This is a genomic window from Actinacidiphila yanglinensis, assembly GCF_900107965.1.
GTDB classification, from domain to species: domain Bacteria; phylum Actinomycetota; class Actinomycetes; order Streptomycetales; family Streptomycetaceae; genus Actinacidiphila; species Actinacidiphila yanglinensis.
In genome coordinates this window covers 81268-106186 of record NZ_FNVU01000008.1, presented here as the reverse complement: position 1 = coordinate 106186, position 24919 = coordinate 81268, and the positions used below count along the sequence as shown (strand labels likewise).

Genomic DNA, 24919 nt, shown 5'->3' with positions numbered 1-24919 from the left:
CCTCCTCCTCCCGCCGCCGCACCGAGGGGAGCCGCCGCGCCGTGCTGGACATCGCTGAGGAACTGCACCGGTGGTGCCTGCGGGCGGAGCCCTTCGCGGTCGCGACGGTCTCCCAGGTGGGCGGCAGCACGCCGCGCGGACCGGGCGCGGCCCTCGCCGTGGACGGCGCGGGCACGGCCGTGGGCAGCGTGTCGGGCGGCTGCGTGGAAGCAGCCGTCTACGACCTGTGCGCGGACGTCCTCGCCGACGGCCGGCCGCTGGTCCGGAGCTTCGGCTTCTCCACCGACGACCTGTTCGACATCGGCCTGACCTGCGGCGGGACCGTCGAGGTGCTCATCGAGCGGATCGTCCCCGCCGACCGGCCGGAGATCGTCGCGTTCCTGGCCGCGGCGGCGCGGCGCGAGCGGGTGGCGCTGGTCCGCCCGGTGGCCGATCCGGCCGCCGGGCCGGGCCGGGCGCTGGTGGTCCGCCCCGACCACCCGGACCGGGGGAGCCTCGGCGCCGCGGAGCTCGACCGGATCGCCGGCGACCGGGCCCGCGAGCTCCTGGCCGCGGGCACGACGGGACCCCTGGTGCCCTGGCCGGGCCACGCCACGAGGCTGCTGGTGGAATCCAGCGTTCCCGCCCCCCGCCTGCTGCTGTTCGGGGCGGTCGACGTCGCCGCCGCGCTCGCCCGGCTGGGCTCGGTCCTGGGATACCGCGTCACGGTGTGCGACGCGCGCCCGGTCTTCGCCACGCCGGCCCGCTTCCCGGCGGGCGTCGAGGTGGTGGTGGACTGGCCGCACCGCTACCTCGCCACGGCCGACGTCGACGCCCGGACGGTGATCTGCGTCCTCACCCACGACCCGAAGTTCGACGTGCCCCTGCTGGAGCGCGCGCTGGGCCTGCCGGTCGCCTACGTCGGCGCCATGGGGTCGCGCCGCACCCACGACGACCGGCTGGCCCGGCTGCGGGCCGTGGGGCTGGACGAGACCCGGCTGGCCCGGCTGCGCAGCCCGCTCGGACTGGACCTGGGGGCCCGCAGCCCGGAGGAGACCGCGCTGTCCATCGCCGCCGAGATCGTCTCCGACCGGCACGGGCGCAGCGGCCTTCCGCTCACCGGGACCAGCGGCACGATCCACCCCCCCGACCGGGTGCGCCCCTCCGCCCGGCCGGCTCCCACGCGGCCGTGAGCGGGCACCCGGCCGCGGTCGTCCGACGCGCAGCCGGCCGTCGGTCAGCCGACCGGCGGCCGGCTGACCGGTGACCCGCTTCCACGGGTAGACGACCGGTCGTACACTGACCGGTATGGGACGTACGAGTGAGGCACGGGAGAAGATCCTCGCCGCCGCGCAGTCGCTCATCGAGCTGCGCGGCTACTCCGCGCTGGGCGTCGCCGAGATCTGCAAGGCCGCCGGCGTGCCGAAGGGGAGCTTCTACTACTTCTTCGAGTCCAAGGAGACGCTGGCGCTCGCCGTGATCGACGAGCAGTGGGCGGCGCAGGAGCGCGACTGGGCCCGGGTGCTGCGCGGGGACGCGGAGCCGCTGCTGCGGCTGCGGCAGCTGTTCGAGGAGACCGAGCACGCCCAGCGCTCCGGCCAGCGCAGCTGCGGCACCGTGTCCGGGTGCATGTTCGGCAACCTGACGCTGGAGCTGAGCAACCAGACCGAGCCCATCCGGATCCGGCTCCAGCAGGTCTTCGACGCCCAGGTGGACATGGTCGAGTCGGTCGTCGGCGAGGCCCGCGAGCGCGGTGACATCACCGCCACCGACGACCGGGAGGCCGCGCGCTCGGTCGTCGCCCAGCTGGAGGGCCAAGTGCTCTTCGCCAAGCTCTACAACAACACCCGCCGGCTGGACGCTCTGTGGGCGAACTGCCTGGCGCTGCTGGGCGCCCGCGCGCCGCAGGACGTCCCCGTAGGGGCCTGAGGCGACCTCGCGGGCCGGCGTCCCCGCGGGATCCGCCACCCCGCGCCCCCGCGGACCGTCCGCCTGCGGACGACCCTTGATCGTTCCGCGCTCTGCTGACAGGCTGCGCCCATGGATCTGGGACTCGCGGGGCGGACGGCCTTCATCACCGGTGGAAGCGGCGGCATCGGGCTGGCCATCGGCCTGGCGTTGCAGAAGGAGGGCGTGGAGGTCACCGTCTGCGGCCGGGATCCCGAACGGCTGAAGGAGTGCGGGCTGCCCGGCGTCCAGGCCGACGTCACCGATCCCGACGCGCTCGGCCGCGCGGTCGACGAGGCCGCGGAGCGGATGGGCGGACTCGACCTGCTCGTGGCCAACGCCGGCGGTGCCCACGGCGGAGGGCTGCTGGACTCCACCCCCGAGGACTGGCTGCGCACCTACCAGGTGAACGTCCTGCACGCCGCCCACGCCGTGCGCGCCGCGGTGCCGCACTTCGAGGGGCGGGGCGGGGGCAGCGCGCTGGTGGTCGCGTCGATCACCGGGTGGAAGCCCGGCCCCAAGTCGTCCTACGCGTCGGCGAAGGCCGCGGAGATCCACCTCGCCGCCACGCTGGGCCAGGAACTCGGGCCGCGCAACATCCGCGTCAACGCGCTCAGCCCGGGTTCGGTGATGTTCGAGGGCGGCGGCTGGGCCTGGTTCCGCGACAACCGCCCCGACCAGTTCGAGGCCTTCGCCCGCGACGACTTCCCCGCCGGCCGGCTGGTCGATCTCCAGGAGGTGGCGGATGTCGCCTGCTTCCTGCTCTCGCCCCGGGCCGGCGGCGTGAACGGCGCGAACATCTGCGTGGACGGCGCCCAGGACCACCCGAGCGCGGGCCGCTTCTTCCCATCCGGCGCCTGACGCCCCACCTCGGGCCCCACGGAACGGGGCGGCGGCGCCCCGGCTGCACCATCCCGGCGCGCGTACCCCTGGCCTTGCGTCCACCCGCCACCGCAGGGACCGTTCGGCACGCTCACGACGGGACCACCTGCGCGCTCTTTCGCGTCCCCGACGGCCCGCTGGAAGGCGTGCAGGGCCTCCTTCTCCAGCAGCCAGGCCCGCTTCCACCGCCGGTACTCGGGCGAATCGGGGTCGTGCACCGCGCCGTTGACCGCTCGCAGGGCGCGCATGGCCATCCCGATCAGCGAGATCGCCTCGCACCACTCCCGTGCCGGCTCCTCCAGAGCGGCGTGGCACCATCTCACCTCGTGGGTCGCGGCCACGGCCTCGCCCACGCAGGCGCGGAAGGCCAGTTCCAGCGCGGCGCTCTCCTGCCCGTCGACCACCGCCGCCTCGAAATGGAGCGCCGCCTGTATCGCCACGTATCCCTTCTGGTGAAAGGCGTTGCACGCGACATCGATCGCGTCGATCGCCGCGCCCACGGCCCGTAACGCCTGCTCGTGCGCCGCCTGTTCGCGTGCGGCGCGGCCCGCGGCCCTCGCCCCCACCGCTGCACCTACGGCCCCCGCGGCCCCCGCGACGCATGCCGCGAGGACCGCCGCCACCCCCTCGTCCATGCCCGGTATCTTGCCGCGTGCATCGGGCGGATGCCATCGCGGGCCGTACGCCCGGCGGCTCGACACCCGAGGGCGCCGGAGCCCGTCGGACCCGGTGCTGCCCGTCCCATCGGCGATACGCAGGATGTGTGCTCTCAGTACTCCGTCGTCGTCACGCTGGACGGATGCTGCGACCACCACGAAGTGCGGAGCGCGCATCACCGGACCCTGCGGTCCCAGGACCCTCAACTCCGTTGCTGCGCACGTACGGTCCCGTCCCTCCGCTGGTGGCCTACACTGACTCGCTCCACATCAAGCGGAGTTCACGCCGTGCACGGGCGTCGTCGGCGCCTGTTCGGCGGCGGCGACGGAGACGGGGGCACCGTGCGGAGGAACCACGGCGAGTTCAGGGGACCAGGACGGACGCCAACTCAGGCTGAGGCGGGGGCATTGACGGCTGGACGCGCAAGGCGGGGCCGGGGGTGGCGGATGGGCGGCCGGCTCATGGCCGTCGGGATCGCCGCGCTCGCGCTGGGCGCGGTGACGCTGACGCCGGCCGGCGCGACCTCGGGCGTGCGGGACGCGGCCTCGTCGGGGCAGGCGCCGCGGGTGTCCACCGCCGCGGCCACCCCCGCGTCGGCCACCACGCCGGGAGCCGCTACCCGCGCCTCCGCCGCCGCTGCCGCGCGGCTCCAACTCAGCGTGCACCCGGTCTCGGACGCCACGGTGTCGGCGATGGACGCCACCTTCACCAACACCAGCGTCGATACCGTCGTGAACACGGTGAACCACCACCTGCACGCCATCGGCAGCAGCGCGTGCACCAGCTCCGAGGCCGCGACCGCGCCCAGCACGCCCACGGTCGCGGCGGACAGCACCTACTGCTGGGACGAGGGCGACGCCACCACGCAGTACTGGTCGCCGCAGGGCATGACCTCCTCGGGCGACGCCGACGGCGACGGGCTGTGGGGCACCGACCGTGTCGTCGTGTCGGGATGGGGGAGCGCAAACACCTCACCCGCGATGGGGCGCCTCGCGCTGATCAACGAGACCGCGGGGTCGGCGAACAAGGACGGCTACCGCTGGGTGCTGCCCGTCATCCCCACCGACGGCGGCACCGACTTCGCCCGCTTCGGGTCCCACATGGGCGGCATGGTCTGGTGGGGCGACAAACTCCTGATCACCGCGTCGCTCGACGGGGACGCGCACCACAACGCCATCTACGTCTTCTCGACCCAGCACATCTACCAGGCCAACACCGACGCCTCCTGGATCGGCCACGACGGCAGCGAGACGTCCGCGGACGGCTACCAGTACTTCTGGCCGGCGATCGGGTCGTACAGCGTCGACGCGTCCTGCAACTACACCGACCACAGCGACGGCCGCCTGCCGTGCTTCGACGGGCTGTCGATGGACCGCTCCAGCAGCCCGTACACCCTGGTCGCCAACGAGTGGGTCTCCAGCGGCGCCACCGACGCGACCTCCCGGATCTGGCGGTACCAGCTCGCCCCGGCCGGCGACGCCATGCCCCTCGCGGTGAACAGCTCGGGCACCGCCGCCCCGCTCGACGTGTACGACACCGACATCATCGGCATCCAGGGCACCCTCGACCAGACCGAGAACGGCGAGAAGGTCATCTACACCGCCGACGCCCTCGGATCACCGCAGGCCCGGGGCCTGCCCTGGCGGGTGCCGTTGCCGGCCACCGGCGCGCAGACCGCGGCCCACGTCTCTACGTCCACCGGCGGCAGCGCGACCGGGCAGGGCACCTGGGCGCAGCACACCGAGGGGATGACGTACATGTCCGACCAGAGCCGGGCGTGGGTGCAGACGGAGTGGGCCGCCGACAAGGACGGCAAGTGGCCCACCAGCGACCCGGTACGGCAGCGGATCGTGTTCGACCTTCCGGTGAGTGACCTGCGCGCGGCCCTGACCGGCTGACACCCTCCCGCCGCGCGCCCGTTGCGTCCGCTGCCGCCGTGATCCGTACGCCGGCAGCGGGCGCAGCGGGATCCTCCGGAGGGACATGCCCGACGCGGTCCGACGCCGCCCGACCCGGAGGTGACGGCGCGTACGGTGAACCGACGGCGTTCCCGCAGACCCACCACGCCGCCGCGGTGCGGCCGGGTGCTGGCCGGGGAAGAGCTCCCGCGCTCCCGTGCCCGCCACCTCCACGTGGCCACGGAGGTGGCCAAGGCCCTGGCCCTGCTCGCACTGGGCGTGTCCGTCCTCACGAACCTGACGCCCTGAAACAGCCCCGCGACCCACGCAGCCTCGCCCCGGCTCCGGCAGCCCCACCGACGGCTCGTGTCACGGGTACGAGAACGGCGGGAACCTTCGGCCGGGTGCCGGACACATACAGGGCATGGAACTGAACGACGCTGTTCCCACCGCACCCGGGGGAGGGATCTCCGACCGGCAGTTGTGGGCACGGGCAGTCGACGGCGACCGGGAGGCGTTCGGCCGGATCTTCGACCGTCATGCGAAGACCGTCTACAACTACGCGTTCCGGCGGACGGCCGACTGGTCCGAGGCGGAGGATCTCACGGCGACCGTCTTCCTCCATGCGTGGCGTCGGCGGTCGGAGACCGTGCTGGACCGTGATTCGGCTCTGCCGTGGCTGCTCGGGATCGCCGATCGCCTGCTGTCGAACACCAGACGGCGGTTGCGGCGGGCAGAGGCGCTGCTGTACCGGCTCGTCTCGCATGACGAACCCGTGGGCGACCACGCCGACCGTGTCGCCGGACTGGTCGACGACGAGCGTCGGATGTCCCAGGTCCATCGCGCGCTGGCCCGGCTCCCGCGCCACGAGCGCGAGGTCGTCGAGCTGTGCATGTGGTCCGGCCTGGATCAGCAGGCGGCCGCGGCGGCGCTGGGAGTGGCGGTCGGAACCGTGAAGTCGAGGCTGCACCGGGCACGGCGCAGGCTGGGTGCCGACCTCTCCGGCAAACCCACGGCGGCGACGTCGTCCAGTTCGAAGAAACCCGTCACTGCGGAGGAGGTCGCACGATGAATGACGCGCAGGGTGTTCCGACGCCTCCTCCCGATCGTGATCTGCCGGACCACCGGCGGATCCGAGAGGAGCTACTGATGAAGATCGACCCGGAGGACAAGCACGCTTCGCTGCCGCGCAGGTGGGGGGTGCCGCTGGTTGTCGCGACCGGTGTCGCGGCGGCGAGCATCGCGGCCGTGGCCGTCTTCGGCGGGCAGGGGACCGCCGCCGCCAAACCCGTCCTGGCCGCCGGCGGCGGCAGCCCGAGCAGCGCTGCGACGTCACCGGGTCCGAGCCCGACGCGGGCCTCCTCGTCGGGCGGGACCGGCTCGGCGCCCTCCTCGGCCCCTGCCCCCGGCGGCGCCACCGTCACCAGCGTGGCCACGGCCCCGATCGACGCAGGGACCGTCGCCAAGATCCTGTCCTCCTGCCTCGGATCGGACGCCCGGAGATACCACGCGGTGATCGGTGTCCGCACACCGGTCGCCTCGCGGGACTGGGACGGCACGGTCATCGCCGTCGACTCCGCAGGCCAGTACGTGCAGTGCGAGACCAAGGGCAATCGGGGCACCAGCCAGGACGTGCCGCCGACCTTCATCAACAACCGCCTGTGGGGGACGGGCCACATCGTCGAGTACTTCGACTCCATCGGCGAACCGGCCGGCCAAGGCAGGTACGTCTCGGTCGGTGCGGGGCACTACGCCTCGGGCGTCGCCAAGATCACCATCAGCTACGGCGACAACCCGAAGGAGTACCCGGCGGTCATGGCGGGTGGCGCATTCCTCTACACCGCAGCCTTCTCCACCGGGGCGTCCGCCACCCATCATTTCTCCGCGATGCCGAACCCGTACGTCCACGCCTACAACGCGGCCGGCAAGGAGATCTACAACCAGGAGAAGGACGCGGAGCTCACCGGCAACCACAAGTAAGCCGGCCCGACGCCGCTTTCATGTGACGGGCTCCTTCGCACCCCTCACCTCCCGGCCGCACCCGATGAAAGCCGGGTGCGGCCGGGAGGCGGCTCCGGCTGTTCGTGGGGAGCAAGGACGGGTGCCCGTCAACCGCCTGCTCGATGGGCAGGGTTACGACGTACGCAGCCACGCGGCGACCCGCTCCACCGCACCCTCCTTCAGCGCGTTCGGTGCGGCGGAACCCGTGATCGAGGCGGCAGCAACCGCCGCGAGCCGTTCGTCGCTCAGGCCCAGGACGGAGCGGGCCGGTTCGTATTCGCGCAGCAGGTCCGTGTCGAACAGCAGCGACTCGTCCGCGTTGAGCGAGCACCAGCGCATGAGGCATGCGCCAGGCTCCCTCGCAAACGGAGTCGCGGCGCGCGCGCCCGCCCGCCCGCCCCACGATCGCGGCTCGCGGCCGGCGGCCGCAAGCGTGATGACGGGCACTCAGGACCCGGGGCGCACGACGGCTGCTGGGATACTGCCGTCCTGTGACCTCTTCCACTCTCGCCCGCCGCATTCACGCCACCTCCCACCTCACCGGAGAGTTCGTCCTGCGCTCCGGCCGCCACGCGACGGAGTACTTCGACAAGTACCGCTTCGAGAGCGATCCCGTCCTCCTGGACGCCATCGCCGGGGAGATGGCCGTCCTCGTCCCGCCGGACACGCAGGTGCTGGCCGGACTCGAGATGGGCGGCATTCCCGTGGTCACCGCGCTCGGTCGGCACACCGGCCTGCCGTGCGCGTTCGTGCGCAAGGAGGCGAAGGCGTACGGCACGTGCCGCCTGGCCGAAGGCGCCGACATCGCCGGGCGCCGGGTGCTGGTCGTGGAGGACGTGGTCACCAGCGGCGGCCAGATCGTCCTGTCCACCGCCGAACTGCGCGCCCTGGGCGCGGACATCGCTGAGGCCCTGTGCGTCATCGACCGGCAGCAGGGCGGCGCGCAGGCGCTCGCCGCGGAAGGGATCGGCCTGCGGTCCTTCCTCACCGCGGACGCCTTGAAGGCGGCCGTCGGCGGCTGAAGCGCGGTGCGGTCGGCGGCGCATCCCCCGAAGTCCGGCGGCCGGACAACCGATCCGGCGGATACCGCACTTGGTGGACTGCGGCACTAGCCTGGCGGCTGTCAGATCGGGTCGTTCCGAGACTTCACCTCCACGGGGGACCGCGTGGCCACTCACGAGCAGCCAGCCGGGGCACCGGACCTGGACGAACTCAGTCGACGAGCCCGGGCGGCGGGTGTCCCGGAGCGCGACGAGGGGTTGATCGTGTGCGAGAACCTGGTGCGCATCTACCAGACCGAGGGCGTCGAGGTGCAGGCACTGCAAGGTCTTGATCTGGCCGTGTCCCAGGGAGAGATGATCGCGTTGATCGGGGCCTCCGGTTCGGGCAAGTCCACGCTGCTGGCCATCCTCTCCGGCCAGGACGTGCCCACCGCCGGATCCGCCGAGGTCGCCGGCCACGACCTGCTGGCGATGAAGCGCCGTGACCGGCTCGGCTACCGGCGCTCGACCGTGGGCTTCGTCTGGCAGCAGAGCGCGCGAAACCTGCTGCCGTACCTCACGGCGGCCGAGAACGTGATGCTTCCGATGACCTACACCGGGGTCAAGCGCTCCCGGCGCCGAGCCCGCGCAGAGGAACTGCTCGACCTGCTCGGCGTCGGCCACTGCCGCGACCGCAATCCCGACGCGCTCTCCGGCGGCGAGCAGCAGCGGGTCGCCATCGCCGTCGCCAACGCCAACGAGCCCAGGGTCCTGTTCGCCGACGAACCCACCGGTGAACTCGACACCGCCACCAGCGACGAGATCTTCGCCGCGCTGCGCCGTGCCAACGAGGACCTGGGCGTCACCGTTGTCGTGGTCACCCACGACGCTCTGGTGTCCGAGCAGGTCCAGCGCACCGTGCGGATCCGCAACGGCCGTACCTCGACCGAGGTGCTGCGACGCGTGTCCACCGACAAGCACGGCGTCGGCTCCGTCACCGCGGAGGAGTACGCAGTGCTGGACCGCAACGGACGGCTCCAGATCCCGCGCGAGTTCACCGAGCGCCTGCACCTGCGCAAGCGGGTGCGGCTGGCTTTGGAAGCCGATCACGTCGGAGTGTGGCCCGACGCAGCCGCGCGGCAGGCGTCTGCCGCGGAGGGCGGCAGCAGCGCGGAGAGCGACGGGAGCGACATGAAGAAGCGATGAGCAGGCGTTCACATGACGCGTAGTACGGCGGCCAGGCGGCGTTTGCGTGCGAGGACGGTCTCCGTGGCCGCGGCGGCGAGAACCAGCAGGATCGCGCCGCCGACGAGGACGAGAGTCAGAGAGTAGTCGGTCCGCAGGGGCGGTCGGCCGGGTCCGCCGGTGAATTGACCCAGGTTCAGGGTCTGCGCCATGAGTCGCGGTTCGAGCAGGCCGACAAGGGCGCCGCCCAATGCCGAGACCCCTGCGAACGGGAGCATCTGCAGGAAGTTCACCGCGCCGGCCTCCTTGCCGCCCAGCCCGAGAGTGCGCAGCAACGAGGTGGTGCGGCTGCGCTCGCCCGAGGTGAGGATCAGATCCAGGGCGACCGCGAGCAGGCCGGTGAGGGCGGCCAGGGCCGAGGTGGTGGCGTAGATGTTCCCGAGCCCCTGGGTCAGGCCGTCGTCGCGCAGGGCAGCCAGCGTTTGGGAGCGGGTGCGCACCTGCGCCAGCGGCCCGAGCGCCGTGGTCGCCGCCGACCGCAGTGCCGTGGTGCTGGTGGCGGCGTCACCCTCGCCGTGGAGCAGTAGGACGGTGCTTCCGGAGGACTGCTGCGGCATCAGGTGCTCGGCGGAGGCAGTGGTGATCAGCATCGGGGTCCCGGGGGTGACCTGTTCCGAAACCGGTCCGAGCAGAGGGTCACGCAGGTCCGCCGCGGTGAGGGTGCCGACAGGGTTCAACGAGAGGTGCACGGCAGGACGGCCGTGGGTCTGGATGGTCGAGGTGAAGCCGCCGCCGGCCTCCCGCGCACGCAGGGCGGGCGAGACGACGGAAGGGAGCGCGACACCCCTGCCGCCCGGCGTCCGCGGCGAGGCGGTCAACGCGGACAGCAGGGCACCGGCCAGTGGCGAACGCGGGGCGACGGCGACCAGTTGCCGGGGATCCACGGTGATCACCGCGACCGGCGAGATCTCTGCGCCGTCGGCGTCTCCCACCAGGTCGAGCGTGTGCAGGTGCTGAAGAGCCGTACGTATCCCGGCGGTGCCGTTCAGCGTGCCCGGTGCCGGCGTCGTGCTCCCTGGGGTGATCGCGCAGGCGTCGGCGCCGGCGCTCCAGGCCGCGCCCGCGGCCAGGCCATCGCCGATCGTGTGCTGCACCAAGCCACCGAACACAGCCGTTCCCAGGGTCAGGACCATGACGAACAGGGCGAGCCCGGTCGCCGGCGCATCATGGGCGGCCCCGGATACGGCGACGAAGCCCACCGCGCCCTTGCCGCGACGGGTCCGCCGGGCCAGAAGGCGCAGCGCGAGCGGGTGGATCCGCAGCAGGACCAGAGCAGCGGCCAGGGCGACCAGTACCGGTACCGCGCCCAGCACCGGGTCGGGTCCCTGCGATCGCAGCGCGGCCACGCCTGCGGCCGCCGCGAGCAGCACCGTGGTCTCCATGACCACGCGCCGGCCGCCGGCGACGGTCCGGCGCGGGCGCCGGCGTCGACGGGGACCGCGCGGTTCGCGCACCGCGAGCCAGGTCATCAGCGACACCGCCAGCGCCACCGTCGCGGCGGCGAGGGCGGCCGCCATCGGTTGCGGCGACCCGGACGTTCCGGTGGGAGCAAGGGACCGGCCGCCCGCCCAGCCGAGCAGGGCTGCGATAAGTACCACCGGCCATGTCACGGCGCTGCGCAGGAGGACCAGCCGTACCGTGGACGCGCCTCGCGCGCGCTGCAGCCGCAGATGCGGCCCACGGCGGCGCAGCAGCAGCCGGACCGCGACCACCGCGGTCGCCAAGGAGACGGCGGCCAGCGAGTCGATCGCGAACGTCGCGAGCGCCCTGGCCTGGTGGTCCTGCGTGGTGAAGGTGTCGAGGAGCGGGGTCAGGGCGTCGGCCACCACCAGCGGCCCGGTGCGCTGGCCGCCGACCTGGCAGCTCTCGCCGCCGGTGAACTCGTCGGTTCCGCGGCAGAGTGCGGTGTCCAGGTCCACGCCGTAGCGGGACAGGGGCCCGCTCAGCGCGCGGGCCCGGTCGAGTGCCGCCCGGCGCAGGTCGGCGTGCATCTCCCAGGTCACCGACGGGCCGGACACCCCGGCGTTGGCCAGCCAGTCGGCGGCATCGGTGCCGACCAGGCCGGCTACGGCGAGAACGCTGCCGGCGGCGTTCTGAGCGGGATACCGCAGCGGCTGGGCCACCGTCTGCCAACTGCTCCAGAAGTCGTCGGCCCCGGACGCCGGACGGAAGACTCCGCTCACCAGGAGCACCGCGTGGGAAGCCGGCAGTCCGGCGCGCGGACTCGCGAAGTCCAGTCCGAGCCGACTGCCGACGCGAACCCCCAGGGCCTGCGCGGTGGCCTGCGACAATCCGATCTGCGGCGCTGTGCCGAGCGGCGTGCGGTCGGCCGGGGCGTGGCCGCTCACATAGCGCAGGTGGGCCTTCGCCTGCGGCAGATCGCTGATCGCCAACTTGGCGCTGGTGATCGCCGGTCCCGGCGGATGCGGCGAGGTGAGCGTCGCCTGGTTGTACTCGTAGCTCCCGCTGCCGGCGAGGGTGACGTGGCGCGCCGCTGAGCCGCTGAGCCGATGGACCAGAGTGCGGCCGTCGCTGAGCAGGCTTGCCATGTTGACGCTGGGCGGGCCGGAGTTGAAGACTTCCGGCACTGTGCTCACGCGGATCAAGGAGGCTTGGGTCTGCGCGGCGGCGATCCGCTGCCGCAGCGCTCGGTCCTCCTGGCGGCCCGCAACGGCGGGAGCCCATGCACACATTCCCGTCAACGCCAGAACCAGCACCGCCAAGCAGGCCAGCAGCGGTAGATCGCCCCTGGTCTCCCTGCGTATCAAGCGCAGCGTCATCGCGGTGCCCGTACTGAGCGGCGCATCGCCGTCCGCCCTTTCCCGTCGTGTCCGGCCGTGCGCCTCAACGGTCGTCCCCTGCCCGCAGCACGCGCACCAGGTCCACCCGAGCCAGCAGGCTGGCCAGCGCCAGCACGACCGCGCTGACGGCAAGAGCGGTCACCGCGGCGGTCACCGCCACAGTGCGCCAGGGCACGACCAGCGGCAGGGGCGGATACGGGGCCTGGCCGGTGTCGTCCACAGTGACCAGCGGCAGCACGGCTGTCGCCAGTGCCATGCCCATCAGCGCTCCCGGGACCACCGCGAACAGTGTCAGACCCAGCTGCTCCGCGCCCAGCAGCGAGGACAGGTTCCGCGAGCCCACGCCGATCGCTCTCAGCAGGGCGAACTCCCTCTGTCGCCGCCGCGCGGAGATCACCGCGTGGACGGTGAAGGCGATGATCGCGAAACCGGGGGCCAGATATCGGATGAGTTCCAGTATCCGGCGCAGCCCGCTGCGGAACGGGTCGGCCTCCAGCGCCGCGGCGGTGTGCGCCGTGGTCGTGACACGGCCCAGAGCGGGCTGCGACTGCGCGGCTGCGGCCGTGCGCGCACCGTCGGTGCTGCCGATCCACCAGAACGCGGGGTCCTGCTGGGGTGCGCCCGCAAGCGTCAGCGCACTGGCGAGCCTGCGCTGGTCGGCGATCAGATGCCCCTGCCCGCGACCCAGTCCGCGCAGCGAGTCGACCCGCCCGACGATCCTGGCGGGCACCGGTCTGCCGCCGCCCAGGTCCAGCGTGGTGGTGCTGCCGACGGCGAGGTGGGCGTCGTGCAGCGCCTGGGCGTCGGCCCGAACCGGAAGCGGAGCCGGTCCGCCGGCGGAGCTCGCCACGAGTCTGACCTGGCTGCCCGGCTGCGTGTCGGTGTCGGCCGTGCCGGGGAGGTCGCTTTCGGCTGCCGGGGGCCCCTTGAGGCCGGTGCTGATGGTGGTCCGGAGCGCGTCGGGGCCACCGTGGCGAATCGAGCACACGCCCGCAGTGCCGTAGAGGTAGAGGCCGGACGTGTTCCCTTTGCAGGCCGCCGCGGTGGCGTCCGGGGCGTCTTCGGTGCTGTCGGCCCAGACCTGTCCGGCCGGCAGGGGAGTGGCCCACCTGTCCGCGGTGCCGCGTGAGCCGACTCGCATCACGTCCAGGTCCAGGAGCGCGGGGCGCACCTTCGGCTGGGGCAGGACGGTCACGGCGGTCACCGTCAGCGGGTACGCGCGCGGGTGGCCGCCGCTCAGCGGGACGTCCAGGGGGACCACGACGATGTGCCGTGCCCCGTCGGCGGCAGGCAGGATCACGGGCAGCGTGCTGTCGAGGCCGGCCGCGTCCTGAACGGTCAGTTCCAGACGCGGCGCGGCGGTGCTGCCGTCGCTGCGTACCCTCTCGTCCAGCAGCAGCGCGGTCGGGCGCCCCGGGATGGTGATCCCGAAGGCGGCCGACGAGGGTGTGCGGGATGCGGAAACGGCGGTGGTACCGACCAGTTCCTCGGTGGCCCCGCCGGGCAGGTTCGCGCCTGCTCGGGTCACCGGTGCCACGTCCGTTACCGCAGGCAACGCGCGATAGGCGGCGCTCAGTGCCGCGGCGGGGTAGTCGTCCTGCTGGTCCGGATCGATCCTGACGTCCGCGCCCACCGTGAACGCGGCCTGCTCGGACGCGAGGCCGCCCAGGCAGGCCAGCGCGGTGGTGGCGAAAGCGCTGACGGACACGGCCAGGCACATCAGCACCACGGGGCCGGCGTGGTGCGCGGCACGACGGCTCAGTTGCCAACCGGCGAGGGCGAGCACCAGACCCCGGCTGCGGCGACCGAACGCGTCCAGCAACCGGGAAGTCAGCGGCAGGAGCCGCAGCAGCAGGAGTGCCGCTGCCCCGCTCGCCAAGGTGGGCACCAGGACCAGCACGGGGTCCACCGACACGCGGCCCCCGAGGCCGCCGGCGATCAGCGAGCGGTGCCGCCGCAGCTCCAGATACCCCAGGACCGCGAGGGCCAGCAGCGCCAGATCGGCACCCAGCCGCTGCGCGACAGCGGCCCGGGCGCCTCGGACCACCCGCAACCGCATCGACGGCAGCACGGACAGCAGCCCCGCCACGCCGTGCACCAGCAGGGTCAGAGCCACCGTCGCCCAGGCGTCAGGACCTCGGCTGCCAGGATGCAGCAGCCCGGCCAGATACGGTGCGGCAACAGCGGCAGGGATACCGGTGAGAGCCCATTCGGCTGCCGCGCCGCGCAGCAGGCGCAGGGTGCCGGCGCCCCGTGCCTGCTGCAGGGCCAGCTCACCACGCCGGTGCACGGTCATCTGACGCGCCGTCAACATCAAGACGGCAAGGGCGAGGACCGCCAGCATCACGCTCGGCATGAACAGCGCGGATCGGGCCGCCACGGTCGGCACCGCCAGGTCGTCGATCGCCTCCGGAAGACCGGACGACACGGCCAGGTCGTCCAAGGAAGGTTTCTTCCCCCGGAACACCGACACGTCGCTCCGACTGCCGGTGAAATTGCGGACCCGATTGCGCAGCCCTGCCAGGTCCCCCGTGTCGAGGCCCGAGAAGTCGGGCTGCATGGTCCAACGCACCGTCAACTGCCCGTTCAGGACGGCGTTGCCGTTCAGCGCCGCCGCCGGGACCAGCAGCAGTTTCTGGCTGGCGCTCTCGCCCTCGGTCAGGTCCCCGGCCATGGCGGGCCAGAACCCGACGGCACCGGCCGCACGGAAGACGCCGGAGATCCGCAAGGTGACCGCGCGGCCGGAGAGATCCTGTAAGCGGAGGCTGGAACCGGGCCTGAGCCCCAGGCGTTCGGCCAGCGGCTGGGGCACCGCCGCGTCCACCGGGGCGGTGGAACCGGTGGAGACCCGGACAGCGGGCAGGGAGGTGAACGCGTCGGCCGAGGCGTCCGCCGTACCGGCGGGCCAACGCCCGGCGACCAGACGTCCGAACCTGCCCGCATCCTGCACCGCGACCGGGTGCAGTCCGCTGCCGCCGGGACCGCGCGGCGCGCCCGCGACCCCGTCGACACCCACCACCGAGACGGGCGCAGTGCCCAGCAACCCGACGTAGGTATGCTGCGGCACACCGTCGAACACCCTGGCGCCCGCGGCTCGAACCCCCTGATCGGCAGCCGCCATTCCGCCGGTCCGGAAGGACGCGTTGACGGACACCTGCGCGTCGAGGTCGGCGGTCAGCTTCCGGACCGCCTCGGAGTCGACCGAACCACCTGCCACCGCGACCAGGGCGGACAGCGCCGTCGCACACAACAGCACGGTCAGCGCGACGGCGGCGAGAACCAGCCCGTGCTGGGTCGACCGCCTGGCGACGGCGGGAAGACGCCGGCGGGGGCGGTGGGGAGCGCCCGGACACCGCCGTGGCCCCTGGGGAAGGCCCGTGGCGACCACATGAACCCCCGCGGTATCGAACATGTGACGTAACGGTGCGTCATAGTCCTATCAGGCAACGACAGGCGCCGCAAGGAACACGATCTTCCACCGTCGCGGACGGGCGGTCGGGCGAGCGTTCGTGACCGGTACAGGACGCGATGCAGGCTGTCCGGAGCGCCGGAGCGCCGGAGCCCGGGAAGCCACCCGCCCGCACTCCCGCTCCGTCGGCGCGGGCGCGTGCCCCATGACTCCTTCCCCTCCCTGATCCCGTGCTGTTTGCCCCGTGCCTGGTCAGAGCGTTGGACGGGGGAGGCCCGCCGGCACCCGGGCATATCATCTGCGGTCTACACGGAAGTGGGGACCGACATATGAGCGAGGCCGTACCGCATCCTCCGTCCTGCTGCGCACCCGGGCGCGGCGGCGGTCCCGGTGAGTTCGTGGTGCTCGGTACGCCACCGGGTGCGGCCTCGGAAGCGGGAGCGGTCGGCGGTCCGGCGGGGACGGCCGGCCCGGGGGAGGGGCACGGCCCGGACGGCTCGGTGCTCCTGCCGGGCGGCACCTTCCTGATGGGCACCGACGACGCCGAGGGGTTCCTCGACGACGGCGAGGGCCCGGTGCGCCAGGTGACCCTGCGGGCGTTCCGGATCGACGCCCACGCGGTGACGAACCGGCGGTTCGCCGCGTTCGTGGCCGACACCGGCTACGTCACCGAGGCCGAACGCTTCGGCTGGTCGTACGTGTTCGCCGGCTTCCTGCCCGCGCATCTGCGCCGGGGCGCCGCCCGGCCGGAGCGCACGCCGTGGTGGTGCGGGGTGCCCGGGGCGTGGTGGCGAGCACCGCTGGGGCCGGGCAGCGGCGTGGACGACCTCGTGGCGCACCCCGTCGTGCACGTGTCGTGGGCGGACGCCGACGCGTACTGCCGGTGGGCCGGCGGCCGCCTGCCGACCGAGGCCGAGTGGGAGTACGCCGCCCGGGGCGACCTGGAGCAGCGCCGGTACCCGTGGGGCGATGAACTCCTGCCCGGCGGCGAGCACCGCTGCAACATCTGGCAGGGGCGCTTCCCCACCAGGAACACCGCCGAGGACGGGTACGAGGGCACCGCCCCGGTGGACACCTTCGCGCCCAACGGGTTCGGCCTCTACAACATGGCGGGCAACGTGTGGGAGTGGTGCGCCGACTGGTGGACCACCGACCACCCGGCCGGCCGGCGCAGCAACCCGACAGGCCCCGCCCGGGGCACCTCGCGGGCGATGCGCGGCGGCTCGTACCTGTGCCATCACTCCTACTGCAACCGCTACCGCGTCGCCGCCCGTACCTCCAACACCCCCGACAGCACCACCGGCAACCTCGGGTTCCGCTGCGTCCGCGACGTGTGAGAACGCCCCTTCGCGGACGCCCGATTGTGAACGCCCGTGAAGGGAACGTAACCCCGGTGATAAGGATCAGGTCGCGACGGGAGAGCTGACGAAGCGCCAGAACCCTTTCTGACGTGGTGACTTGCCGCCCGGACCCGGAACCGGCGGCGCCGAGTTCTTTTTTCCGGAGCATTGACGAAAAAATCGGCGGGTCCGCATCCTGTCGGCATGCAGCAACAAGACGGCCTCCTGTCCCGCCTGCGCCGGGGCCACGAGCAACTGGTGCTGGACCTGCTGCGCACGCACGGACCGCTGAGCCGGGGCGAGTTGGGTGCGCGCTGCGGTCTGTCGCGCACCACGCTCTACGACATCGTGGGCGCGCTGGTCGCCAACGGCGCGGTGGTCGCGTCGGCGCCGGAGGCGGGGCAGCGCAAGCGGGGCCGGCCGGTGGAGCGGCTCGCCCTCAACCCGGAGGCCGGGCAGGCGATCGGCATCGACTTCGCGCGGCGGGCCGTGCACGTCGCGGCGGTCAACGTCGCGCACGAGGTGGTCGGTTCGGCGAGTGAACCGCACGGTCCCGATCTGAGCTGGGCCGACCGGGTCGAGCTGGCCGAGCGGCTGATCGGGAAGCTGGCCGGGGACTCGCTCCGGCTGGACGCGCTCAGTGCCATCGGGGTCGGGATGGTCGGGCCGGTCGTCGGACCCGGACCCGTCGTCGGACCGGCCCAGGCCCCGGCGGTCGCGCTGGTGGGGAAGGGCGGGTCCGACGCAGGGTCCGGGTCCGGGACGGCGGCCACGGCGGGAGACAAGGGAACGGGTGCGGCAGGGGGCACCCCGGAGAACCCGGCGGAACCGGCCGCAGAGGTCGCGTCGCCCGCACACCCCACCGATACGACCGCCCGGCCGCCGGAAGACCCCGGCGCCGTCTCCCGCCTGCTGCGGGACCACTTCGGGGTCCCGGTGCTCGTGGACAACAACACCCGCCTCGCCGCGCTCGCCGAGTCGACCTGGGGCGCGGCCGCGGGCGGCGAGGACGTCCTGTACCTGCGGCTGTCGCACGGTGTGGGCGGCGGGCTGGTGGTCGGCGGCGCGCTGCACCGGGGCGCCCACGGCCTGTCCGGCGAGTTCGGCCACATCACCGTCGACCCGGACGGCGCCCCCTGCGAGTGCGGGGGCACCGGCTGCCTGGAGACCGTCGCCTCCGTGGGGGCGGTGCTGGACGCACACCGCGCGGCCGGGGGCCGCGCCGACGACATCGCGGCGCTGACCGCGGCGGCGCGCGACGGCGAGGACGCCGCGGTCGGCGTGTTCGCCACCGTGGGGTGGCAGGTCGGCACGGTCCTGGCCGCGGTGTGCAATGCCATCGGCCCCGGGGTGATCGTCGTCGGTGGCGAACTCGCCGCCGCGGGAACGGCGTTGACGGACCCGATCGAGCGCGCGCTGTCCGCCCGCATATTGCCCGTGTCCCGCGACCGGATCGACCTGCGCTCCGCCGCGCTGGGGGAGGTCGGTGCCGCGCTCGGCGGCATCGCGCTCGTGCTGCGGGAGTCACCCCTGCTGAACCGCTACCCCGCCGTACCCGACGCCGCGGGTACCGAGCCGGCCCCGACAGCGTCGTCGGCCGCCTTCCCGACCGGCACCCGCACCCGTACGCCCCCCGCGGCGCCCACGGATCCTGCGACCCGCACCCGATCCGCCGCACCGAAGGCCCAGCGGGACGCGGGCAGCGTCGGCGAACCCCGAAGCACCCGATGAGCAGCCGCGAGCGGAACGAGGCAACGATGGACCTGGTGACGAGCCGGAAGGACGCCGCACCGCCCGCGGGGGCGCCCTCCGACGGGGCCGCGACCGCCCCGCCCGACCCGCGGGTCCGGCGCCGTGGCGTACCGCGCCTGGTGCTGAACCTGATCGCGGTCGCGATCGGCCTCGGTGTGTGGGCGCTGCTGGCCGCCCGCGGGGTGCACGACCTGCCCGGCCCGGTGGCGGTGGGACGGCGGGCCAGCCAACTCCTGGGCGACGGCACGCTGGAGGGCGACATCGCCGCCAGCCTGCGCCGGGTGCTCGTCGGCTTCCTGCTCGGCACCGCGCTCGCCGTCGTCGTCGGGTTCCTGATGGGCTGGTACCCGGTGGCGCGGGGCCTGTTCGAGCCGTACATCCAGTTCTTCCGCACGGTGCCGCCGCTGGCCCTCATCCCGCTCGCCGTCGTGCTGTTGGGCATCGGGGAGACACCGAAGATCTTCGTGATCTTCATGGCCGCGTTCCTGTCCAGCGTGGTCGCGACCTTCCAGGGCGTGCTGGACGTCGACCGCACCCTCATCGACGCGGCGCGGGTGCTGGGTGCGAAGGACCGGACGGTCTTCCTCAAGGTGGTCATCCCCGCCTCGGCGCCGTTCATCCTGGTCGGCATGCGGATCGGGCTGGGCGCGGCCTGGTCGACCCTGGTGGCCGCGGAGCTGATCGCCGCGCAGGAGGGACTCGGCTTCCGGATGCAGCACGCCGAGACGTACTACGACCTCGACACGATCTTCGTGGGACTGATCACCATCGGCGTGCTCGGCCTGGTCATGGACCGGCTGCTGCTGCTCGCCGAGCGGCGTCTCACCGGTTGGCAGGAGCGACGATGACGCACAAGATCTCCTTCCGGGACGCCGTCAGGACGTACCCGGTGAAGAACGGGACCTTCACCGCGCTGGGCGGGGTGACGCTGGACATCGAGGAGCGGGAGTTCGTCACCGTCGTCGGGCCGTCCGGCTGCGGCAAGAGCACGCTGCTCGGCATGGCCGCCGGGCTGGTCGAGCCCAGCGCGGGCGAGGTGTCCGTGGACGGCCGGCCGGTCACCGGACCGGGGCCCGACCGCGGGGTGATCTTCCAGCAGTACGCGCTGTTCCCGTGGCTGACGGTGCGCCGGAACGTCGAGTTCGGGTTGCGGCTGACCTCGATGCCGGCCAGGGAACGCCGGGCGCGCGCCGACCACGCGATCGAGCTCGTGGGCCTGTCCGACTTCGCCGACGCCCTGCCGAAGACCCTGTCGGGCGGGATGAAGCAGCGCTGCGCCATCGCCCGCGCCTACGCGGTCGACCCCGAAGTGCTGCTGATGGACGAGCCGTTCGGGGCGCTGGACGCGCTGACCCGGGTGCAGTTGCAGGACCGGCTGCTGGATACCTGGGCCAAGGAGCGGCGCACCGTCCTGTTCGTCACGCACGACGTGGAGGAGGCGGTCTACCTCGCCCAGCGGGTCGTGGTGATGGCCGCCCGGCCCGGACGCGTGCACACCGTGATCGACGTGGACCTGCCCTATCCCAGGACCGAGGAGATCCGGCTCTCCGCGGACTTCGCCGCGCTGCGCAACCAGGTCTGGCACTCCGTCTACCACCAGGCCCCGGCGAACGCGGACGCCTGATCCCGCTTTCCCGGGCCGGGCCCTCTCTTGAACCACCGCGCACCCGCTGCGACCCGCACCCCGCGTGACCCGCACCCACCTCACCCGCTGAGCACCCCGAAAGGACGCCCCATGTCCCCGATGAGCCGTCGCGGCTTCGTCACCGCACTGTCCGCATCCGCGCTCTCACTCACCGCGACCGCCTGCTCCTCCGGCGGGTCCGGCGGCTCCGGTGGCGGCACCAAGGTCCGCTTCGGCTACATCGGCGACTTCAACGGCTCCAGCCTGCTGGCGATAGCCGACAAGCAGGGCCTGTGGAAGAAGGCGGGCCTGAGCGCGAGCGTCAAGGTCTTCACCAACGGCCCGATCCAGATCCAGGCGCTGGGCGCCGGCGACCTCGACTACGGCTACATCGGCCCGGGCGCGCTGTGGCTGCCCGCGACCGGCAAGGCCCGGGTGATCGCGATCGACACCCTCACCTTCGCCGACCGGGTGATCGCCCAGCCGGGCATCACCTCGATGCAGGGGCTCAAGGGCAAGAAGGTGGCGGTGCCCGAGGGTACGTCGGGCGAGATGATCCTCAACCTCGCGCTGCAGAAGGCGGGGATGACCACCTCGGACATCAAGAAGGTGGCGATGGACCCGGCCACCCTCGTGTCGGCCTTCTCCGCCGGGCAGATCCAGGGCGCCGGCTTCTACTACCCGCTGATCGACACGATCAAGAAGCGCGTACCGAAGCTGGTGGAACTCGCCGCCGACCGCGACTTCCCCGACCACGCCTTCCCGACCGCGTTCGTCTCCGGCCCCAAGGCCGATCCGGAGCGGGACCAGAAGGTCGTCCGGGTGCTCCAGCAGGCCAACGACTGGCGGGTCGCGCACAAGGACGAGGCGATCGGCCTCGCGGCGGACATGCTCCAGGTCAGCAAGGCACAGGTGCAGGCCGACGCGGCCAACGTGCAGCTGCTCACCACCGCGGAACTGGTCGCCAAGACCAAGGACGGCACCGTCGAGAAGTGGCTCAGCGGCCTCACCGACTTCTTCGTCGGAACCGGCCAGGTCAAGAAGGCGCCGGCCCCCTCGGCCTACTACGACGGCACCGCCTACGCGAAGGTCTACGGCAAGTGAACCTGCTGTTCCTGATGACCGACCAGCACCGGGTGGACACGCTGGGCGCCTACGGGAACCCGCACGTGGCCACCCCGCACCTGGACCGGCTGGCGGCCGGCGGCACCCGCTTCGACCGCTTCTACACGCCCACCGCGATCTGCACGCCCGCCCGGGCCAGCCTGCTCACCGGCCAGGCCCCCTTCCGCCACCGGCTGCTGGCCAACCACGAGCGCAACGTCGGCTATCTGGAAGACCTGCGCGAGGACGTCTTCACCTTCCCCGCCGCCCTCGCCGAGCGCGACTACCAGCTCGGCCTGGTCGGCAAGTGGCACGGCGGCACCCAGCGCAACGCCGCCTCGTACGGCTTCGAGGGCCCGGACCTGGCCGGATGGCACAACCCCGTCGACCACCCGGACTACCTCGCCCACCTCGCCGAGCACGACCTGCCGCCCTACCGGATCTCCGAGCCGGTCCGCGGCACCATGCCCAACGGCAATCCGGGCAACCTGCTCGCCGCCCGCCTGCACCAGCCGGTGGAGGCGACCTTCGAGTACTACCTCGCCAGCCGCACCATCGAGCAACTGGAGCGCTACGCCGCCACCGGCCGGCCCTTCTTCCAGGCCACCCACTTCTTCGGCCCCCACCTTCCCTACCTGCTGCCCGACGCGTACTACGACCTGTACGACCCCGACCTCGTCGAGCTGCCCCCCTCGATCGCCGAGACCTTCGAGGGGAAGCCGCCGGTACAGCGCAACTACAGCGCCCACTGGACCTTCGACACGATGCCGATCGAGGTGACCCGCAAACTCATCGCCGTCTACTGGGGCTACGTCACCCTCATCGACGAGCAGATCGGCCGGATCCTGACCCGGCTGGACGAGCTCGGCCTGAACGACGACACCTCGGTGTTCTTCACCGCCGACCACGGCGAGTTCACCGGCGCCCACCGGCTGCACGACAAGGGCCCGGCGATGTACGAGGACATCTACCGCATCCCCGGCATCATCCGGGTCCCCGGCCTCCAGCCGCAGGTCCGGCAGGAGTTCGCCACCCTCACCGACTGCACCGCCACCATCCTGGAACTGGCCGGCTGCGATCCGGCCCCCGCCGTGGACAGCCGCAGCCTGCTGCCCCTGGTGCGCGGCGAGCACCCGCGGTGGCGCACGGAACTGCTCGCCGAGTTCCACGGCCACCACTTCCCCTACCCGCAGCGCATGATCCGCGACGACCGCTACAAGCTCGTGGTGAACCCCGAGTCGGTCAACGAGCTGTACGACCTGACCGCCGACCCGCACGAACTCACCAACCGCTACCCGCATCCCGAACTGGCCGACGTCCGCCGCCGTCTGATGCGCCGGCTCTACGGCCTGCTCCGCGAACGCGGCGACAACTTCTACCACTGGATGACACCGATGTACGACATCGGCGCCTCCGACTACGACCCCAGTCTCAGCGCGTTCGAACCGGAGCGCTCGGCCTGACCCGCGCGGGGGCGCCGACCCGCCTCCGCGGCCCCCGGTCACCGCTCACACCTCCAGGTCGGCGAGGACCTCGCGGGCGGCCCGGGCCCCGGAGGCGAGGGCGCCCTGGACGGAACCGGTCGCGCGGTGGTCCCCGCACACGTAGCGGCGGGCGCCCGCCCCGCCCTCCATCCGCGTGGTCCGGGTCAGCGGCCACGGGGGAGCCATCGCCGGCAGGGCCTCCGCGACGCGGTACTCCCCGACGGGCTCCCAGTCCCGGGTAACGGTGTCGTACAACTCCGCGAGGACGCGGCGCACCTCGGCCTCGGTCGGGGTGTCCGCGGCGCCGAGCACCGACGTCGAGACGAGGGCGCGGCCCGGCGGCGCGTACGTCGGGCCGACCTCGCTGAGCACCACGGTGTTCAGGACGCGCCGGGCCGAGTCGGTGAGCAGGACGGGCTCGGCGAGCGGGGAAGCGGGCGCGCTGTGGTAATAGGTCGTCACCGCGCGGGTCGGCACCGCGGGCAGCTCGGGCAGCAACCGGCCGGCCGCGCCCGGCCCGGTGGCGACCACGACCGCGGCGGCCCGCAGCTCCCCGCCGCCGGCCAGCAGCACCCCGTCGCCGGTCAGCGCCTCGACCGCCGACTCCAACCGGACCGTGCCGGGCGGCAGCCCGTCGGCGAGCAGCGCCGGCACCGCGCCGATGCCGTCGGCCGGCAGGCAGAGGGTGCCGCGCAGCATGGACCGCCACACCAGGTGGAAGAAGCGGCTGGACGTCTCCAGGTCGTCCTCCAGGAAGACTCCCGACAGGAACGGCCGCAGTACCCGGTCCGCGAACTCCTCCGACAGGCCCGCGTCGGCCAGCGCGGTCCTGGTGGTGCGATCGGCGCCCCGCTTCAGCACGCGGGCGGGCGCGAACATGTCCCGACCGCTGAGGACTCCGAGCGCGGCCAGGTCGCGCGCGGACCCCAGCCGTCCGGGCACGAGGCCGGCCAGGCCGCCGAGCCGATCCGGCCCCCGGCTGGGATCGGCGAACCGCACCCGCCCCTCGGGGGTGTGCACCAGCATTCCCGGGGTGAACGGCCGCAGCCGCAGCGCCCGCAGCTCAAGACGCCGCTTGACCTGCGGATAGGACGTGTTGAACACTTGAAAGCCGCGATCGAGCCGGAACCCGTCCCGTACGTCGGTGCGCATCCGCCCGCCCACCCCGTCGGAACCCTCCAGCACCCGCACCCCGATCCCGGCCTCCGCGAGATCCCGCGCGCACGCCAACCCCGCCACACCCGCGCCCACGACCAGCACGTCCACCGGTTCCACCCCATCCGCCGCCACGACCGCCACCACCCTCTCCTCACGTGGGGCATACCCGCCCCACCCCGGAATCCACGAGGCCATCCGAGTGAAGGTCGGCGATCCCGCGGGTCGTTGGGCTCGCGCCATGTCGGTCGCGCAAGGGAGAAAGGGACCGTCGATGGCCGAAGCCACCGCGCCGCTCACCGAGTTCATCCGCGCCTACGAGCAGGCGACGAACAGCCACGACATCACCCGGCTCGTCCCGCTGATCGCGCCCGAGGCCGTCTACTGGTTCTCCGACGGTTCGCACCGCGGCCGCGAAGCCGTCCTCCGCGCCATCGCCGACACCTTCGCCACCATCCGCGACGAGACCTACCGGATCGACGATCTGGAGTGGATCGTCCACAGCGATGACCACGCGGTCTGCCGCTACCGGTTCACCTGGACCGGGGCCGTCGACGGCCGGCCGCGATCAGGCAGCGGGCGCGGCACCAACGTACTCGTCAACAACGCCGGAACCTGGCAGATGCTCCACGAGCACCTCAGCGCGTGACCGGGCCTCGCC

Annotated in this window: 21 protein-coding genes; 17 read left to right on the top strand and 4 right to left on the bottom strand. The window is 72.9% G+C overall.

The annotated features are described in order from the left end of the window. Window positions 1-41 precede the first annotated feature (41 nt). The 8 genes from C4U44_RS19840 (at window position 42) to C4U44_RS19810 (ending at window position 7343) form a co-directional block, all read left to right on the top strand. Window positions 42-1172 carry an XdhC family protein gene (locus tag C4U44_RS19840; protein ID WP_103887205.1) on the top strand — a complete coding sequence of 377 codons (1131 nt, stop codon included), beginning with the start codon at window positions 42-44 and terminating at the stop codon, window positions 1170-1172. A 115-nt stretch (window positions 1173-1287) separates the two neighbouring features. Then, window positions 1288-1908, top strand: a complete 621-nt coding sequence (locus tag C4U44_RS19835; RefSeq protein WP_103887204.1) for a TetR/AcrR family transcriptional regulator — start codon at window positions 1288-1290, stop codon at window positions 1906-1908. A 111-nt stretch (window positions 1909-2019) separates the two neighbouring features. After that, window positions 2020-2787, top strand: a complete 768-nt coding sequence (locus tag C4U44_RS19830; RefSeq protein WP_103887203.1) for an SDR family NAD(P)-dependent oxidoreductase — start codon at window positions 2020-2022, stop codon at window positions 2785-2787. A gap of 267 nt (window positions 2788-3054) precedes the next feature. After that, window positions 3055-3264 carry a hypothetical protein gene (locus tag C4U44_RS19825; RefSeq protein WP_103887202.1) on the top strand — a complete coding sequence of 70 codons (210 nt, stop codon included), beginning with the start codon at window positions 3055-3057 and terminating at the stop codon, window positions 3262-3264. Between the two features lie 647 nt (window positions 3265-3911). Next, window positions 3912-5363 (top strand): hypothetical protein, encoded by a 1452-nt coding sequence (locus C4U44_RS19820; RefSeq protein WP_103887201.1) that lies wholly within the window; start codon window positions 3912-3914, stop codon window positions 5361-5363. Between the two features lie 135 nt (window positions 5364-5498). Further along, window positions 5499-5672 (top strand): hypothetical protein, encoded by a 174-nt coding sequence (locus C4U44_RS41570; protein ID WP_160145066.1) that lies wholly within the window; start codon window positions 5499-5501, stop codon window positions 5670-5672. 115 nt (window positions 5673-5787) lie between these two features. Continuing rightward, entirely contained in the window at window positions 5788-6435 is a 648-nt protein-coding gene (locus C4U44_RS19815; RefSeq protein ID WP_103887200.1) for an RNA polymerase sigma factor, read from the top strand. 77 nt (window positions 6436-6512) lie between these two features. Further along, on the top strand, window positions 6513-7343 hold the full coding sequence (locus C4U44_RS19810) for a hypothetical protein (protein ID WP_200823322.1): 831 nt from the start codon (window positions 6513-6515) through the stop codon (window positions 7341-7343). Between the two features lie 153 nt (window positions 7344-7496). Here the strand turns inward: C4U44_RS19810 and C4U44_RS19805 are convergent, their stop codons facing one another. Then, complete coding sequence (locus tag C4U44_RS19805) at window positions 7497-7703, bottom strand: hypothetical protein (protein WP_103887198.1); 207 nt, start codon at window positions 7701-7703, stop codon at window positions 7497-7499. A 152-nt stretch (window positions 7704-7855) separates the two neighbouring features. On the opposite strand from C4U44_RS19805, the gene pyrE reads away from it, so the two are divergent. Together pyrE and C4U44_RS19795 are read left to right on the top strand one after the other, a co-directional pair. Further along, the gene (gene pyrE / locus C4U44_RS19800; RefSeq protein ID WP_103887197.1) at window positions 7856-8386 is read left to right on the top strand and encodes an orotate phosphoribosyltransferase; all 531 of its coding nucleotides are present in this window, start codon (window positions 7856-7858) and stop codon (window positions 8384-8386) included. 144 nt (window positions 8387-8530) lie between these two features. Next, on the top strand, window positions 8531-9550 hold the full coding sequence (locus C4U44_RS19795; protein WP_407642869.1) for an ABC transporter ATP-binding protein: 1020 nt from the start codon (window positions 8531-8533) through the stop codon (window positions 9548-9550). An 8-nt stretch (window positions 9551-9558) separates the two neighbouring features. On the opposite strand, the gene C4U44_RS19790 is transcribed toward C4U44_RS19795, so the two are convergent. Together C4U44_RS19790 and C4U44_RS19785 are read right to left on the bottom strand one after the other, a co-directional pair. Beyond that, window positions 9559-12186 carry a hypothetical protein gene (locus C4U44_RS19790; protein WP_235032206.1) on the bottom strand — a complete coding sequence of 876 codons (2628 nt, stop codon included), beginning with the start codon at window positions 12184-12186 and terminating at the stop codon, window positions 9559-9561. Window positions 12187-12433: 247 nt separating this feature from the next. Next, window positions 12434-15646 carry an FtsX-like permease family protein gene (locus C4U44_RS19785; RefSeq protein WP_235032205.1) on the bottom strand — a complete coding sequence of 1071 codons (3213 nt, stop codon included), beginning with the start codon at window positions 15644-15646 and terminating at the stop codon, window positions 12434-12436. Window positions 15647-16128: 482 nt separating this feature from the next. On the opposite strand from C4U44_RS19785, the gene C4U44_RS19780 reads away from it, so the two are divergent. The 6 genes from C4U44_RS19780 (at window position 16129) to C4U44_RS19755 (ending at window position 23082) form a co-directional block, all read left to right on the top strand. After that, on the top strand, window positions 16129-17136 hold the full coding sequence (locus C4U44_RS19780) for a formylglycine-generating enzyme family protein (protein WP_103887194.1): 1008 nt from the start codon (window positions 16129-16131) through the stop codon (window positions 17134-17136). Window positions 17137-17343: 207 nt separating this feature from the next. Continuing rightward, window positions 17344-18870 carry an ROK family transcriptional regulator gene (locus C4U44_RS19775; RefSeq protein WP_103887193.1) on the top strand — a complete coding sequence of 509 codons (1527 nt, stop codon included), beginning with the start codon at window positions 17344-17346 and terminating at the stop codon, window positions 18868-18870. A 26-nt stretch (window positions 18871-18896) separates the two neighbouring features. After that, entirely contained in the window at window positions 18897-19739 is an 843-nt protein-coding gene (locus C4U44_RS19770; protein ID WP_103887192.1) for an ABC transporter permease, read from the top strand. After that, window positions 19736-20515, top strand: a complete 780-nt coding sequence (locus tag C4U44_RS19765; RefSeq protein ID WP_103887191.1) for an ABC transporter ATP-binding protein — start codon at window positions 19736-19738, stop codon at window positions 20513-20515. The genes C4U44_RS19770 and C4U44_RS19765 overlap by 4 nt, the downstream gene beginning before the upstream one ends. 111 nt (window positions 20516-20626) lie before the next feature. Then, window positions 20627-21619, top strand: coding sequence for an aliphatic sulfonate ABC transporter substrate-binding protein (locus C4U44_RS19760; RefSeq protein ID WP_103887190.1), 993 nt, complete (start codon window positions 20627-20629; stop codon window positions 21617-21619). Beyond that, complete coding sequence (locus tag C4U44_RS19755) at window positions 21616-23082, top strand: sulfatase-like hydrolase/transferase (protein ID WP_103887189.1); 1467 nt, start codon at window positions 21616-21618, stop codon at window positions 23080-23082. The genes C4U44_RS19760 and C4U44_RS19755 overlap by 4 nt, the downstream gene beginning before the upstream one ends. Window positions 23083-23127: 45 nt before the next feature. On the opposite strand, the gene C4U44_RS19750 is transcribed toward C4U44_RS19755, so the two are convergent. Then, window positions 23128-24402 (bottom strand): NAD(P)/FAD-dependent oxidoreductase, encoded by a 1275-nt coding sequence (locus tag C4U44_RS19750; protein ID WP_235032203.1) that lies wholly within the window; start codon window positions 24400-24402, stop codon window positions 23128-23130. 130 nt (window positions 24403-24532) lie between these two features. Here C4U44_RS19750 and C4U44_RS19745 point away from each other — a divergent pair, with 130 nt between their 5' ends. Next, window positions 24533-24907, top strand: coding sequence for a YybH family protein (locus tag C4U44_RS19745; RefSeq protein WP_235032202.1), 375 nt, complete (start codon window positions 24533-24535; stop codon window positions 24905-24907). Window positions 24908-24919: the final 12 nt, after the last annotated feature.

Excerpts from the sequence above, each read along its gene's own strand:
- C4U44_RS19835 (WP_103887204.1), top strand. The coding sequence starts at position 1,288 with ATGGGACGTACGAGTGAGGCACGGGAGAAGATCCTCGCCGCCGCGCAG.
- C4U44_RS19830 (WP_103887203.1), top strand. The coding sequence starts at position 2,020 with ATGGATCTGGGACTCGCGGGGCGGACGGCCTTCATCACCGGTGGAAGC.
- C4U44_RS19825 (WP_103887202.1), top strand. The coding sequence starts at position 3,055 with ATGGCCATCCCGATCAGCGAGATCGCCTCGCACCACTCCCGTGCCGGC.
- C4U44_RS19820 (WP_103887201.1), top strand. The coding sequence starts at position 3,912 with ATGGGCGGCCGGCTCATGGCCGTCGGGATCGCCGCGCTCGCGCTGGGC.
- C4U44_RS19815 (WP_103887200.1), top strand. The coding sequence starts at position 5,788 with ATGGAACTGAACGACGCTGTTCCCACCGCACCCGGGGGAGGGATCTCC.
- C4U44_RS19810 (WP_200823322.1), top strand. The coding sequence starts at position 6,513 with ATGAAGATCGACCCGGAGGACAAGCACGCTTCGCTGCCGCGCAGGTGG.
- C4U44_RS19805 (WP_103887198.1), bottom strand. The coding sequence starts at position 7,703 with ATGCGCTGGTGCTCGCTCAACGCGGACGAGTCGCTGCTGTTCGACACG.
- C4U44_RS19780 (WP_103887194.1), top strand. The coding sequence starts at position 16,129 with ATGAGCGAGGCCGTACCGCATCCTCCGTCCTGCTGCGCACCCGGGCGC.
- C4U44_RS19775 (WP_103887193.1), top strand. The coding sequence starts at position 17,344 with ATGCAGCAACAAGACGGCCTCCTGTCCCGCCTGCGCCGGGGCCACGAG.
- C4U44_RS19770 (WP_103887192.1), top strand. The coding sequence starts at position 18,897 with ATGGACCTGGTGACGAGCCGGAAGGACGCCGCACCGCCCGCGGGGGCG.
- C4U44_RS19765 (WP_103887191.1), top strand. The coding sequence starts at position 19,736 with ATGACGCACAAGATCTCCTTCCGGGACGCCGTCAGGACGTACCCGGTG.
- C4U44_RS19760 (WP_103887190.1), top strand. The coding sequence starts at position 20,627 with ATGTCCCCGATGAGCCGTCGCGGCTTCGTCACCGCACTGTCCGCATCC.
- C4U44_RS19745 (WP_235032202.1), top strand. The coding sequence starts at position 24,533 with ATGGCCGAAGCCACCGCGCCGCTCACCGAGTTCATCCGCGCCTACGAG.